General features: G+C 62.3%; 14 protein-coding genes. 3 read left to right on the top strand and 11 right to left on the bottom strand.

All coding sequences use genetic code 11. The features are described 5' to 3' along the window. The first annotated feature begins 282 nt into the window (after positions 1-282). The gene (locus AC2FNJ_RS15710) at positions 283-1,053 is read left to right on the top strand and encodes an SDR family oxidoreductase (RefSeq protein ID WP_496765564.1); all 771 of its coding nucleotides are present in this window, start codon (positions 283-285) and stop codon (positions 1,051-1,053) included. Here AC2FNJ_RS15710 and AC2FNJ_RS15705 read toward each other — a convergent pair. From AC2FNJ_RS15705 to AC2FNJ_RS15660, 10 genes are all read right to left on the bottom strand, one after another. Further along, positions 1,050-1,919 carry an acyl-CoA thioesterase gene (locus AC2FNJ_RS15705; protein ID WP_496765562.1) on the bottom strand — a complete coding sequence of 290 codons (870 nt, stop codon included), beginning with the start codon at positions 1,917-1,919 and terminating at the stop codon, positions 1,050-1,052. The genes AC2FNJ_RS15710 and AC2FNJ_RS15705 overlap by 4 nt on opposite strands. Before the next feature lie 136 nt (positions 1,920-2,055). Beyond that, entirely contained in the window at positions 2,056-3,291 is a 1,236-nt protein-coding gene (locus tag AC2FNJ_RS15700) for a serine hydrolase domain-containing protein (RefSeq protein WP_496765561.1), read from the bottom strand. 76 nt (positions 3,292-3,367) lie between these two features. Then, a complete protein-coding gene (locus AC2FNJ_RS15695; protein ID WP_496765559.1) occupies positions 3,368-4,111 on the bottom strand; it encodes an enoyl-CoA hydratase/isomerase family protein in 744 nt (247 codons plus the stop codon). A gap of 33 nt (positions 4,112-4,144) precedes the next feature. After that, positions 4,145-4,921, bottom strand: coding sequence for an IclR family transcriptional regulator (locus AC2FNJ_RS15690; RefSeq protein ID WP_496765557.1), 777 nt, complete (start codon positions 4,919-4,921; stop codon positions 4,145-4,147). 13 nt (positions 4,922-4,934) lie between these two features. Beyond that, complete coding sequence (locus AC2FNJ_RS15685; RefSeq protein ID WP_496765555.1) at positions 4,935-5,969, bottom strand: phosphotransferase; 1,035 nt, start codon at positions 5,967-5,969, stop codon at positions 4,935-4,937. Between the two features lie 9 nt (positions 5,970-5,978). Continuing rightward, positions 5,979-6,629, bottom strand: coding sequence for a histidine phosphatase family protein (locus AC2FNJ_RS15680; RefSeq protein ID WP_496765554.1), 651 nt, complete (start codon positions 6,627-6,629; stop codon positions 5,979-5,981). A 3-nt stretch (positions 6,630-6,632) separates the two neighbouring features. Continuing rightward, positions 6,633-7,634, bottom strand: a complete 1,002-nt coding sequence (locus tag AC2FNJ_RS15675) for an NAD(P)H-dependent flavin oxidoreductase (RefSeq protein ID WP_496765566.1) — start codon at positions 7,632-7,634, stop codon at positions 6,633-6,635. 47 nt (positions 7,635-7,681) lie between these two features. Then, positions 7,682-8,503 carry an SDR family NAD(P)-dependent oxidoreductase gene (locus AC2FNJ_RS15670; RefSeq protein ID WP_496765552.1) on the bottom strand — a complete coding sequence of 274 codons (822 nt, stop codon included), beginning with the start codon at positions 8,501-8,503 and terminating at the stop codon, positions 7,682-7,684. A gap of 9 nt (positions 8,504-8,512) precedes the next feature. Continuing rightward, positions 8,513-9,628 (bottom strand): acyl-CoA dehydrogenase family protein, encoded by a 1,116-nt coding sequence (locus AC2FNJ_RS15665; RefSeq protein ID WP_496765550.1) that lies wholly within the window; start codon positions 9,626-9,628, stop codon positions 8,513-8,515. Positions 9,629-9,633: 5 nt separating this feature from the next. Further along, positions 9,634-10,791 carry an acyl-CoA dehydrogenase family protein gene (locus AC2FNJ_RS15660; RefSeq protein ID WP_496765548.1) on the bottom strand — a complete coding sequence of 386 codons (1,158 nt, stop codon included), beginning with the start codon at positions 10,789-10,791 and terminating at the stop codon, positions 9,634-9,636. A gap of 130 nt (positions 10,792-10,921) precedes the next feature. On the opposite strand from AC2FNJ_RS15660, the gene AC2FNJ_RS15655 reads away from it, so the two are divergent. Then, positions 10,922-11,917, top strand: a complete 996-nt coding sequence (locus AC2FNJ_RS15655) for an NADPH:quinone oxidoreductase family protein (protein WP_496765547.1) — start codon at positions 10,922-10,924, stop codon at positions 11,915-11,917. A 3-nt stretch (positions 11,918-11,920) separates the two neighbouring features. On the opposite strand, the gene AC2FNJ_RS15650 is transcribed toward AC2FNJ_RS15655, so the two are convergent. Next, on the bottom strand, positions 11,921-12,577 hold the full coding sequence (locus tag AC2FNJ_RS15650) for a histidine phosphatase family protein (protein WP_496765546.1): 657 nt from the start codon (positions 12,575-12,577) through the stop codon (positions 11,921-11,923). A gap of 92 nt (positions 12,578-12,669) precedes the next feature. On the opposite strand from AC2FNJ_RS15650, the gene AC2FNJ_RS15645 reads away from it, so the two are divergent. Then, entirely contained in the window at positions 12,670-13,140 is a 471-nt protein-coding gene (locus AC2FNJ_RS15645; RefSeq protein ID WP_496765545.1) for a MaoC family dehydratase, read from the top strand. The last annotated feature ends 87 nt before the right edge of the window (positions 13,141-13,227 follow it).

Raw genomic sequence — 13,227 nt, 5'->3', positions numbered from 1 at the left:
CTACGGCGTTCGCTCAAGCTCAGTTGCGTGTAAACGGCTCCCATGCCATGATCTCCTATTAGATAACCCATTGGTTTCTAATAGGAGTCGCACTTCAGGGTAGCGCGCTCCTGAGCGGCGCGGGTCGCCGTGTAATCGGTATTATGGTAAAAACATACGCAAGCGACCAGTGACGCGACGTTTGTGACTCTCCCTGATTTTGGGCGTTGGCGATCGGACCTTCGCCCCATAGGCTCGTCGAAACCGATGAGCGCGCATGACATCTGATGAAACGGAAGAGAAATGGACCTGACTGACAAGATCGTGGTTGTCACGGGTGCTGCCGGCGGGATTGGCAAGGGATTGGCCGAAAGGTTTGCCGCGGAAGGCGCGCAGACCGTGATCTGTGCGGATGTGGATTTTGCCGGAGCGCAACGGGTGGCTGATAGGATTGGCGGCGTCGCCATCCGGTGCAATGTCGGGCGAGAAGCGGATATCCAAAGACTGATCGACAGCGTCGAGGAACGTATCGGTCCGATTGACCTGTTTTGCTCGAACGCCGGAATACTCACGCTTGGCGGCATCGACGTTCCGGACGCCGATTGGCAAAAGATATGGGAAATCAATGTTATGTCCCATGTCTGGGCCGCGCGTCACATGGTGCCGCGCATGGTCGCGCGCGGCGGCGGATATCTTTTGAACACATCCTCGGCCGCGGGCCTGCTGAACCAGCCCGGCGCCGCGCCCTATGGGGTGACAAAGCACGCTGCAGTGGGCCTTGCCGAGTGGTTGGCGATCACCTACGGCGATCAGGGTATCGGTGTCTCGGTGCTGTGCCCGCAAGCGGTGCGATCCGAAATGACGCGCGGACATGAAAACTCGGTCGCGGCGATCGACGGCATGCTGGAGCCGGATCAGGTCGCGGAAGCCTGTATCGATGCCATTCGAGAAAACCGTTTCCTGGTGCTGCCGCACCCGCAAGTGCTGGACTACATCCGGCTCAAGGCCGAAGACTATGACCGGTGGATCGGAGGGATGCGTAAGCTAAATCGGCAGTTTAGCCAGCAAAATTAAAGTCGTTCTCGGGCTTTCCGCATCAACCCTTCCTGCGCGACCGACGCCACTAGGCTGCCCTCCCGCGTATAGATCGAACCACGGTTGAAGCTTCTGCCCTGCCCCGTCCAGGGCGCGTCCATCGTGTAAAGATGCCAGTTTTCGAAGTGCACCGGTGCGTGAAACCACATGGCATGATCCAGGCTGGCGCCGTTCACTTCGCGCGTGAACCAGCTGAGTCCGTGCGGTCTGAGACCGGAACTGAGCAAGGCCATGTCCGAGGCGTAGGCCAACAGCAGATGCTGCGTCACCGGGTCGGCGCCCGCGGCAGCCTGCATTCGGAACCACAGATGGTTGCGATCATCCTGCGGTTCGGGCTCGAACAGATCCAACGGATCGACCTCGCGTACCTCGATCGGCCTTTCACGCATGAATTCTCGGCGGTATTTCTCGGGGATTCGATCAAGGTACCTCTGCCGCAACGCATTTCGGCTTGGGCAGGCTTCAGGCTCACTCACCTGGGGCATGGGATGCTGATGGTCCCATCCGTCATCCTGAACGTGGAACGATGCCGACATGTTCAGGATCTGCTTTCCGTTCTGGATCGCCACGACCCGTCGCGTGGTGAAGGAACCGCCGTCGCGCGCGCGATCCACCTGGTAGACGACCGGCATGCCGGGGTCGCCGGGGCGGATGAAATAGGCGTGCAGGGAATGGCACAGCCGGTTTTCGACCGTGCGGTAGGCGGCGGACAGTGCTTGCGCGACGACCTGACCACCATAGATCCGGGTCGGCGTTTCACCGCCCGATCCGGTTCCCCGAAACAGATCGACTTCGAGCCTTTCCAGGTCAAGCAGATCGAGAAGGATTTGTTCCGCGTCGGTCATGGCTGCCGTCCCAGTTGTCTCTTTGCCGTCGCAGATCAACGGCCTTGCAGACCCGTATCATCCCTTCCGCAAGGACTTCCAGCTTGATCCGAGCTATGATCCGCAAAGATGCGGCCACACCGGCGCGGGTCTGCCGTCATTCGATCAAGGCGCCATGGATCAGCGCCTTGAGTTCGGCGCGGGAGGGATAGGAACTCGACGGCGAGAGCTGTGTGAAGAAGACGACGGACAACGCGTTGATCCGGTCCACCCAGAAAAACGTGGAGGCCATGCCTCCCCAGCTGAAATCGCCTTTCGAGCCCGGAATGCCCGAGCGGGCCGCGTCCAGCACGACGCCACCGCCAATACCGAATCCCATTCCTTCCATCGGTTGCTCGGCAAAGCTCTGGGGGCCCATGGAGGCGATATCGCCCGGCAGGTGGTTCTGCATCATGAAGTCGAGCGTGCGGGGGCTGAGGAGCCGGCTGCCATTGGCTTCGCCACCGCGGCGCAGCATCTCGGCAAAGCGCCGGTAGTCGTCAATGGTTCCGACCAGTCCGCCGCCGCCGGAAAACAGTGTTGTCGCCTCAAACGGCGATTTTCCGGCTTCGTCCACGAGCCTGAGCGTGTCCGCCCCGCTCTTGGCTGCGTTCAGTGCCATCGCATCGCCGGCCAAGGGCGTATAGAGTGACGCGAACCGGTCCCCTGCCCCGTCCGGCACACGAAAGGCCGTTTCCGTCATCCCGAGCGGTTCAAAGATTTCCTCTGCAAAGAACCGGTCCAGCGGCTTGCCGGCAACGATTTCGACCACTCGCCCCAGCACGTCGATCGAAACCGAGTATTCCCATCTGCGCCCCGGCTGGAATGCCAGCGGCAGGTCGGCCACAAGCTCCACCATGTCGGCCAGTTCGCCCTGATTGGGCTTGAACATCAGCTCCTGCGCATCCATCGCTTCGGGCAGAAGCCCGGGATTGAACGGATAGCTCAGACCGCTGGTATGGGTCAGCAGGTGATGCAAGGTCGGTACGGGCGCGGGCTCGACCTGGTCCAGGCGTTGCGCCCCGGGAACCAGCGCCTGCATATGCGTGAAGGCGGGGATGAATTCGGATACCGGGGCGGCGAGTGGAAAATGTCCGCGCTCGGCCAGCATCATGATCGCGACCGAAGTGACGGGTTTCGTCATCGAATAGATGCGCGCCAAGGTATCGCGTTGAAATGGAAGATTCTTTTCGACACTGCGCAGGCCGCAGGCCTGAAAATAGACCTCCTCGCCACCGCGGCTGATCAGAATCGCGCAGCCGGGATACTTTCTTTCGTCCACATAGCGTTGCATCCATGTGCCGATCCGCTTCAACCGGTTCTGGTCGAACCCGTGGTTCACGGCTGGTTTCATGCCGCTGCCCTCCCTGCGCGTGGTCGCACAAGTTTCCTTCGGTACGCGCAGCGAGTGAAGTACGTAGGAATACGCACTATCCGATCATGCGCTTCATGGCGGCACGGGTTTCATGATTGAACCAGCCGCCGGCAGGCGCGTTGGCGCCATTGAGCATCTGGTGCTTGATCAGTTCGATCGTGCCCTGGCGGATCTGGCGTTTGACCGAAGCATAGGTTTTCGGCGGCAGTTCGGCCATTTCCCGCGCTTCCTGAATCGCGCGCGGCAAGGTGTCGGCGTCGATCACATCGACGACTCCACAACGATGCGCAGTTTCGGCATCCATCGGCCGCCCGGTCAGCATCAGACGCCGGAGCGTGTTCGGATCGAGCGTGGCGCGCGCGATCCCCAACGGCCCGACCGGAAAATCCGCGCCCACGCGGACTTCGGCAAGGCCGAATTTGGCTTGGGGCGCGGCGACACGGAAATCCGAGGCGAGCACAAAGAAAAGCCCGCCTGCAATTGCCGCACCGTTCACGGCGCAAATCGTGGGTTTGGGACATTCGAACAGTGAAAGAAAGCCGATGTTCAACCCCTTCACGATGTCATGCTGTTCCTCGATGCCGAAGTTTTGCGCCTCCTTCAGGTCAAGACCTGCCGAGAACACCTTGAACGGGCTGGACAAAACCACAGCCCGAACTGAAGGATCGCGCCCCAGCGCCATGATCTCGGCGGCAAAGCTCACCAGAAATTCGGCGCTGAGCGCATTGACCGGCGCCCGGTTCAGACCCAATTCCGTAACCCCATCGCCGTGATCGTTTCTGACGAGCATCATCGACATCGGTTTACCTCCCCCAAGAAGCTTTTCTCTGGTTCACGGCGCCAGGCTCAGCACCCGCGCCGCGTCGGCCAGTTGATCGGCATAGTCCTTCTCCAACTGTTCGGTCGAGACGTGAAAGCTGGGCCCGCCGACATTCAGGCCAAAGATGCGGCCGCCGAGCGCCCGGACCGGGACCGAGATGGCGTTCACATCGCGCCGCCACAACCCGTATCCCGTGCAGTAGCCGCGCTGCCGGAACTCGGTATCGGCGTCGGCGATGATGGCCTGCAAGCGCGCGCGCGTTTCCCCAAGATCGTCGATGGCCGCCTGAACCGCCGCCTCTCGCGCCGCTGGCGGCATTCCGACCAGTATGGACCGGCCGATGGCCGAGGAGAACAAGGGCAGGCGCGACCCGACATGCATGGTCAATGCCACATCCTCGCGGGAGCGGTGCACGGCCACATAGACGACTTCGGCCCGGTGCGCCTCGCCCAAGGCTGCGGTGATGTACGAGTTGGGCCCGTTTCGCAATCCGCGCAGGATTTCACTGGCGCGGTCGCAGATATCCATCCCCGCCAGCACACCGAAACCGAGGTGCAGGACGCCGACGCCCAAGCGATATCCTCCGGTCTCCTGCGGGACCAGATAGCCAAGCTGGCACAGCGTATGCGTCAACCGCGATACGGTCGGCTTGGGCAGCCCCGTCCGATCCGCGAAATCATGGTTTGTCAGCGACGTCTCTCCCGCCTGGAAACACCGCAGGATGTCCAGCCCGCGCGCCAATGCGGTCACAAAGTTCCTGTCCTTGCCGTCGCGCTCCAGGCCGTCCAATTCCGGTCCTCCCTCAGGGTTTGCGGCCCAATGCGGCAAGGCCGTACTGGGCAAAGACGGGCACGTACTGGCCCAGCCGCTTGGCGCGTTCCGGGTTGGAGGCGTTTCCGTCGAGTGCGCGTTTGTAGACACCTTGAATGATCCCGGCCATCCGGAAGAAGTTGAACGCCAGATAGAATCCGAAATGGTCTATTCCGTCCAGTCCCCGGCGGTCGCAATAGCGCGTGACGAACTCATGATCCGAAGGCAGGCCGAGCGCGGCGCGGTCGATGCCGGCCAGACCCCGCCCCTCCTTGCCCGGCGGCATCTGCCACTGCATGATCACCGCTGCCAGATCGGCATAGGGATGGCCGATGGTCGAAAGCTCCCAGTCGAGAACGCCTAGACACCGCGTGCCGTTCTTTTCGAATATCATGTTGTCGATGCGATAGTCGCCATGCACCAGCGTCCGCTGCCCGTCATCGGCGGGCAGTTCCTGCTGCAAGGCTTCGATCAGCGCATCCATATGAGGAATGACCTCGGTTTCCGAGGCTTTGTACTGTTTCGTCCAGCGGCCGATCTGTCGTTCGAAATAGTTGCCCGGCGGGCCATAATCGGAAAGCCCGACCGCATCCACATCCACCATGTGCAACTCGGCCAGTACCCGGTTCATTTCGTCGAGCACCGCCGAACGGGTCGCATTGGTCGCACCTTCCATGGTCGGCTCAAAGAAGTTGCGGCCATCCAGGTGCTCCATCACGTAGAAGACCGACCCGATGACCGAGTCGTCCTCGCATAGCAGATACATCTCGGGCACCGGCACTTTGGTGCCCGCCAGCGCCTTTTGGACACGGTACTCCCGATCCACCGCGTGCGCCGATTTCAGAAGCACGCCGGGCGGCTTGCGCCGGAGGACGTAATTGCGCCCCGGTGTTTCGAGCAGAAAAGTGGGATTGGACTGCCCGACCGCAAACTTCTTGGCCGTCAGCGGCCCGTCATAGCCGTCCAGGTGTTCGCGCAGATAGGCGTCCACGGCCTTGAGATCGAGGGTTTGTGTGTCATCGTTCATGACCGGTCCTCAACTGTAAGTCAGCATTTCGGCGTTTCCGCGCAGGGCGAAATGTGGCGTCGCATTGAATTCATGCAGGAAAAAGGCGCGCGGCGTAAAGATGAACCGCGTCATGGAGGTGTTCTTGACCTGAAGGTTCAGCGCGATCATCTGCTCGGGGCCGGCGCCCAGGCAACTTGACACCAACTGACCGATGGCGCCGCCGGAACTGATCACGAGAACGCGCGGCGCGCCGGTTTCTATCGCAGATGCCCTTGCCGCTTCGACACGGTCGCTGAAAGCGTCCCAGCTTTCCTTGGCACCTGCGATACCCCCGTCCTGCCAATCCCTCAGCGTTTCGCGCAGCGCGCGGAAATGGGTCTTTCTGTCGTTTCGCACCGGATCGGGGATGGTTCCGCCGAACCGGGTTTTCAGCAGATCATGAAAATCGTACTCGTTCCATCCCTCGTGCTCTTCAGGCGGTTCCGAAAAGCCCATGGCGCGCAGGGTCGCCTTCTGGCGTTCCAGCGTGCCGGTGATCACGCGGTCAGGTTTCCAGCCCATGTCGTGCAGGGTCTGCCCCAGAAGCCTCGACTGCTCGTGCCCGAGCGGGCTCAGCCGGTCATAGTCATCCGACCCGAACGAGGCCTGCGCGTGCCGGATGACCAGGAGTTCCGCCATCGTCTAGCCCGGGAATTCCGACGCGAGGCGCGCGCCGGCGGCCCGATACTCGCGGTCGATCCGGTCCACGAGATCCCCGGCCGCGACGATTTCGGTCACGTTGCCGATGCCCTGGCCCGACCCCCAGATCTCTTTCCAGGCTTTCGGTTTCGATGATCCCTCGGCAAAGTTCATCGTCGATGCATCCGCGGATGGCAGGTTGTCCGGGTCCATGCCGGCGCGGATCACCGATTGCTTCAGATAGTTCCCGTGGACGCCCGTGAACAATGACGAATAGACGATGTCCTCAGCTCCGCCGTCCACGATCATCTGTTTGTATGCCGTCTGCGCATTGGCCTCGTGCGTTGCGATGAAGGGAGAGCCGACATATCCGAAATCAGCGCCCATCGCCCGCGCCGCCAACAGCGACTCGCCGCAGGCGATGGCGCCAGACAGCGCAAGCGGGCCGTCGAACCATGACCGGATCTCGCGGATCAGCGCCATCGGTGATTGCTGGCCGGCATGGCCCCCTGCCCCGGCCGCCACAGCGATCAGCCCGTCCGCGCCCTTTTCGATCGCCTTTCGGGCGAAAGTACTGTTGATGATGTCGTGCAGAACCACCCCGCCGCAACTGTGGGCCGCTTCGTTGACTTCGACCCGCGCACCGAGCGACGTGATCCAGACCGGAACCTTCCACCTTGCGCATATGTCCAGATCCCGTTCCAGCCGCGCGTTCGAGCGGTGGACGATCTGGTTGACGGCAAATGGCGCGGCCGGTTTGTCGGGGTTCTGCTGGTTGTGCCGGTCCAGCTCTTCGGTGATCTGCCTGAGCCAGGTTTCGAGCAACGGCGGCTCTCCGTCAGCTTCGCGGGCATTGAGCGCCGGAAAGGCTCCGATGATGCCCGCCTTGCACTGCGCGATCACCAGTTCCGGCACGGAGATGATGAACAGGGGCGCACCGATCATCGGCAATCGCAACCCACGCAACTGCCGTGGCAGGTGGTCTTCCTCCCGTTTCCAGGCCATGTCCTTCATGATTGAACCTTCCCGATCCGCGCCTTCGGCGCGGTTTGTCATTGCAAGGCTTTCTCGAATATGTTGCCGGCCGACATCACGTTGATGCCACCGGATACGGGAATGACGGCGCCGGTCACATAGGCGCCGCCGCGCCCGCACAGGAACAACATGCAGCCGGCGATATCCTCGTCGCGCCCAACCCGCTTCAAGGGCACATCGCCGCCGACCTTTTCGCGTTTGCCCGCATCGGCGGTGGCAAACGCGGTCATCCGCGACACGAACGGTCCCGGTGCCAGCGCGTTGACCGTGATCGCGTAGGGCGCAAGCTCCTTGGCCATGATCTTGGTCAGATGGAGTACCGCGGCCTTCGAGGCGGAGTAACTGTAGGCGCCGTCCCCCATCGGAACCTCGCCCATGACCGACCCCACATTGACGATGCGGGCGGGATCATCGGCCGAACCCGATTTCATCAACAGAGGCAGCAGCTTCTGGGTCAGGTCGAACACGCCGGCGACATTGACCGACATGACCTTCTCCCAGGCTTCATACGGGAATTGCCCCAATGGCGCGCCCCAAGTGACGCCAGCATTGTTCATAAGAATATCAAGAGTTTCCGTCCTGTTCTTGACGGCTTCGGCAAGCGCCGCGACCCCGTCCTTCGTGCCGATGTCGCCAGCGAACCCTTCGGCCGTGCCAGGCGCGTCCAGAGCGTTGAGCTCGGCCGCCACGGCTTCGCAGGCGTCGCCCTTGCGCGAGGCGATCAGAACCCGTGCCCCGGCCCACACCAGCGCCTCGGCGGCCATGCGGCCTATGCCCGTTGCGCCGCCGGTAACCAGCGCCGTCTTGCCCTTCAATGAAAAAAAAGTGTCCGGTGTCATCCTTGCCTCTCAAAACCCGCGAAGTTGCGCCACGACATTCGCGTGATATCCATAGTCGCCCAGCCATTCCGCGGCGACACGGGCGCGTTTCATATAGAACCCCATGTCAAATGCGTCCGTCATCCCAATGCCGCCGTGCATCTGGATTCCCTCCTGAACCGCAAGCTGGGCCGTATCGGTTGCACGAGCCTTTGCCAAGGATACCGCCAGCGTCGCGTTGTGCGGATCCTCGTCCAGCTTGCGTCCCGCGTTCAGGATGGCCGAGGCCGTCACTTCGCATTCGCACCAGAGCCGTGCGGCACGGTGTTGCAACGCCTGAAACGATCCGATGGGCACCCCGAATTGCTGGCGGTTCCTGAGGTATTCCACGGTCATTCCAAATGCACCCGAGGCGAGGCCCGCCATTTCCGCCGCCAGCGCTGCCTGCCCGGCTTCGAGCGCGGGCTTCAGAACCGTCATGGCCTCGTCGACCGGACCCACGACATCCTCACCCGTCGCCTGGACATCGTCGAAACGCAGCCGCGCAGCATCGCGGCTGTCGATCATCGCCATGTCGTGGCGCGTGATGCCGGACCGGTCCGCCGGCAGATCGAACAGCGTCAGGCCATCGCCCGTGCGGGCAAGCACAAGCAGCCGATCCGCCGCGCTTCCGTCGACGACGAAACGTTTCTCGCCGGACAGGCGAAACCCGTTGCCTTCGGGGCGCGCATGAAGCCGCGTCGACTCCGGATTGAACTTGCTGCTCTCGTCAATCGCGAGAGCATAGATGGTTTCACCCGAAGCGATCCGTTCCAGCGCCTGCATTGCCCGGTCATCGGCCACCTGCCGCAACGCCGTCGCGGCGATGACGGATGTCGAGATGAAAGGCGCGGTCACCAGCGTCCTGCCCATTTCCTCGGCCAGCACGCAGGCGGCCGAAAACCCCATGTCGGCGCCGCCCGCCCGTTCGGGCACCAGTACGCCGGTCCAACCCATTCGGGCCATTTCGGCCCAAAGCGCGGCGTCCTGCGACTTGCCCGCATCCCGCATTTCCCGCAGGTGGGCAACCGGCGCAGCCTGGTCCAGGAAGCCGCGGGCGCTGTCGGCAAGCAATGTCTCTTCCTCGGTTCTCACAAGCTTTGCCATTGTCTCTACCCGGGCAGGCCAAGAACGCGCTTTGCGATGATCGACAGCATCACCTCGGATGTTCCGCCCTCGATCGAATTGGCCTTGGTCCTGAGCCAATTGGGCGCGCGTCCGTCGTTCCAGTCCAGCGCGTCCGACCCGCCCGCTGCCATGACCAGTTCCAACCTGCGCTTGTTGAGTTCGGTGCCCATGTATTTCAACATGGCCGAGGCATCCCCTGCCCCAGTTCCGGCCTCGACCTGATCCTTGTAGCGTTCAAGCGTGAGATCGACCGCAAGACCGTCGATCTCGGTGCGCATGGCTTCGGCGCGCAGGATCGGATCGGTTGCACCGGTTTCGCTGTCGGCGACCACGGCGCCAAGCGCCCGGCCCGATCCCATCGTACCGCCGGCGGCCGAGATCATCTGACGTTCGTGCGTCAGCAGGTATTTGGCGACATCCCAACCCCGGTTGACCTCGCCGACGACCTGATCCTTGGGCACCTTCACGTTGTCGAAGAAAGTTTCGCAAAACGGGGATGCGCCGGAAATCAGGCGGATGGGACGAGTCGAAACGCCCTCGCTCTGCATGTCGATGAGAAGAAATGAGATTCCCTTGTGTTTCGGCGCATCCCGATCGGTGCGCACCAACGCGAATATCCAGTCGGCGCGGTCGGCATAAGAGGTCCAGATCTTTTGCCCGTTGACCAGCCAGTGATCGCCCATGTCCTCGCAACGGGTCTGGAGGCTGGCAAGGTCGGATCCCGCGCCCGGTTCGGAGTATCCCTGACACCAACGGATTTCGCCCCGTGCAATGGGCGGAAGATAGCGCAGCTTCTGATCGTGCGTCCCGAATTGCAGCAGGGCCGGGCCCAGCATCCAGATGCCGAAGCTTTGCAGCGGATAACGCGCGTTCAGGCGACGCATTTCCTCGTGAAAGATCTTCTCCTGCTCTCGGGTCAACCCCGCGCCACCGTATTCGACGGGCCAGGTGGGAACCGTGTAACCCTTTGTGACGCAGCGTTTCAGCCAGGTTTCCTGCGCCTCTGACGCAAAGTTCCAGTTCTTTCCGCCCCAACAGATGTTAGCCTCCTCGTTGCGGCCGTCGCGCATGTCCTGCGGGCAGTTCCGATCGAACCAGTCGCGCAGCTCGGTCCTGAAATCCGCGAGATCCCTTGCCTCCATACGCCTGACTCCTCCCCAGAGCGCACATGTTCCGCATAGCAGAATTGCATTTCGAAATCATGTTGACAACCGCCAGATCGCCTCGAAGACTTAACGTCAAAGCGACGGCACAGCAGGGAGTTTGAACCAGATGCGCGCACTTCTCAGCACTGCCCCGGGCGGTCCGGAGACACTGGAACTGACGGACCTGCCCGACCCGGAGCCAAAAAAAGGCGAGATCCTGGTTCGCGTGCGGGCCGCGGGCGTGAATTATCCGGACACGCTGATGATCCGCGACCTCTATCAGATGAAACCGCCCCGTCCCTTTGCCCCCGGCGGTGAAATCGCCGGTGACGTGGTGGCCGTGGGCGACGGGGTATCGGACTTTGCGCAGGGAGACCGCGTGTTGGCGCTGACCGGACATGGCGGCTTTGCCACGCATCTGGCCGTCAAGGCCGCAACCGCGATCAAAATTCCCGATGCCATGCCGTATGACGATGCCGCCTGTTTCGTTTTCACCTACGGAACGTCGCACCACGCGCTCAAGGATCGTGCCGCGCTGCAACCCGGCGAGACTCTGCTGGTCCTTGGCGCCGCAGGTGGTGTCGGGGTGGCCGCCATCGAATTGGGCAAGGCTGCGGGCGCGCGCGTCATCGCCGCAGTGTCGTCCGAGGAAAAGGCCGCGTTCTGCCGCGACATCGGTGCGGATGCAACCCTTGTCTATCCCCGGGAACTGGACCGGGACGCGCAAAAGGCTCTGTCCGCGGAAATCAAGAGGCTTGCGGGCGGCGACGGCGTGGATGTCGTCTATGATGCCGTCGGCGGCGACTATGCCGAACCGGCCATGCGCGCGATGGCGTGGAAGGGGCGCTATCTCGTCGTCGGCTTTCCCGCGGGCATTCCCAAGATCGCGCTGAACCTCACCCTGCTCAAGGGATGCCAGATCGTCGGTGTGTTCTGGGGCGCATCCGTGTTTCGCGAACCGGACGGCCATGCGCAGAACATGCGCGACCTCTTCCGCCTCTATTCGGAGGGCAGGATCAAACCCCGCATCAGCGCGCGCTTCCCGCTGGATCGCGCGGCCGAGGCGTTGGAACAGATGCAGAACCGCAAGGTACTGGGCAAGGTCGTGATCGTGATGGACTGAGCGTCAGCCCAGATGTGCGCAGTCGTTGAACCCCAACACGGTCATACTGTCTCCCCGCACGACCACGCGACTGATCGACCCGTTGGCGACATGCAGAAAGGCAAACGGGTCCGCCCGGCTGGCCAGGGCGACGGCCGCACCGATGACCGCGCTGTGCGTGAATATGGCCACGCGGCCGTTGCGGTGCCGGCCTGCGATACGCGACAATGCCTGATGGACACGCGTTTGCAGACTTGCCGTGGTTTCCGCGCCGGGTATTTCGCCCCACTCCTGAGTCTGCCAGACGCGTCGGATGATCGGGTCGTTTTGGGCGGCGCGAATGCGGTATTCCCCGCCTTCCCACTGGCCCAGAAACACCTCGCGAAGCTCAGGTTCGACGATCGGCGTGAGCCGCTGATGCCGCGCCAGCGGTTCCGCCGTCTGGACGGTGCGCTGCAATGTGGTCACATAGATCGCCGCCAGCGGTTCGGTCTTCAGCCGTTCCGCGATGGCGTGTGCCTGCGCCTTGCCGTTGGGGTGCAAGGCCGGATCGCCATGCCCATCGACCAATGGAAAACTCTGACCTGCCCGCGCCGGCTGGCTTTCACCATGCCGTATCAGCAACAGGTCGGCAGACCCGTCGGGAGGCGTGTATCTGTGCTGGCGGAATTCCCGGCTCACCAACTCTCTCCTTCTTCTGACTGCCGGCATCCTGCAGCGGTGCGCGGCGGATTTGCAAACACTGACCCAAAGCTCGCGGAAAGGACCACATGATGCCGGCACTGGACGAGGCTTTTGTGGCTGAGCGCAACAGGATCGGGGCGGAAATCGGCGTGTCGAACTGGATCGCCGTGTCTCAGGACATGATCGACACCTTTGCCACGCTTACTTTCGATGACCAGTGGATTCACACCGATCCCGAGCGCGCGGCGCGGGAGACGCCCTTTGGCGGATCCATCGCGCATGGTTTTCTCACGTTGTCGCTGGCCAGCCGGTTTGCCTATGACTGCATCGATTCGCCGCCGGGCCAGATCATGGGGCTGAATTACGGCTTCGACCGGTTGCGCTTTCTTTCGCCTGTGGCGGCCGGGTCACGTTTGCGCGGCCGCTTCGTTTTGCGAGACGTGAAAAAACGCTCGGAAACCGAGCTGTTGCGGGCACATGACCTCACCATCGAAATCGAAGCCCAAACGACCCCGGCACTGGCCGCGCGATGGCTAGGTTTGAGCATCTTTTTGACATGATGATGTGAGACAAGACTCCAAATTCTCGCAAGCCTTGCACAAGGTTGGCAAAGCGTTGCCGAGGTCGAGCGGAGCAAAATGACGCAT

The organism is Ruegeria sp. BHSB196 (genome assembly GCF_059613135.1).
Note: the sequence above shows the minus strand (reverse complement) of the source record. Positions and strands in the feature narration are given on the sequence as shown.

Excerpts from the sequence above, each read along its gene's own strand:
- AC2FNJ_RS15665 (WP_496765550.1), bottom strand. The coding sequence starts at position 9,628 with ATGGCAAAGCTTGTGAGAACCGAGGAAGAGACATTGCTTGCCGACAGC.
- AC2FNJ_RS15645 (WP_496765545.1), top strand. The coding sequence starts at position 12,670 with ATGCCGGCACTGGACGAGGCTTTTGTGGCTGAGCGCAACAGGATCGGG.
- AC2FNJ_RS15710 (WP_496765564.1), top strand. The coding sequence starts at position 283 with ATGGACCTGACTGACAAGATCGTGGTTGTCACGGGTGCTGCCGGCGGG.
- AC2FNJ_RS15660 (WP_496765548.1), bottom strand. The coding sequence starts at position 10,791 with ATGGAGGCAAGGGATCTCGCGGATTTCAGGACCGAGCTGCGCGACTGG.
- AC2FNJ_RS15695 (WP_496765559.1), bottom strand. The coding sequence starts at position 4,111 with ATGTCGATGATGCTCGTCAGAAACGATCACGGCGATGGGGTTACGGAA.
- AC2FNJ_RS15705 (WP_496765562.1), bottom strand. The coding sequence starts at position 1,919 with ATGACCGACGCGGAACAAATCCTTCTCGATCTGCTTGACCTGGAAAGG.
- AC2FNJ_RS15685 (WP_496765555.1), bottom strand. The coding sequence starts at position 5,969 with ATGAACGATGACACACAAACCCTCGATCTCAAGGCCGTGGACGCCTAT.
- AC2FNJ_RS15675 (WP_496765566.1), bottom strand. The coding sequence starts at position 7,634 with ATGGCCTGGAAACGGGAGGAAGACCACCTGCCACGGCAGTTGCGTGGG.
- AC2FNJ_RS15680 (WP_496765554.1), bottom strand. The coding sequence starts at position 6,629 with ATGGCGGAACTCCTGGTCATCCGGCACGCGCAGGCCTCGTTCGGGTCG.
- AC2FNJ_RS15655 (WP_496765547.1), top strand. The coding sequence starts at position 10,922 with ATGCGCGCACTTCTCAGCACTGCCCCGGGCGGTCCGGAGACACTGGAA.
- AC2FNJ_RS15700 (WP_496765561.1), bottom strand. The coding sequence starts at position 3,291 with ATGAAACCAGCCGTGAACCACGGGTTCGACCAGAACCGGTTGAAGCGG.
- AC2FNJ_RS15670 (WP_496765552.1), bottom strand. The coding sequence starts at position 8,503 with ATGACACCGGACACTTTTTTTTCATTGAAGGGCAAGACGGCGCTGGTT.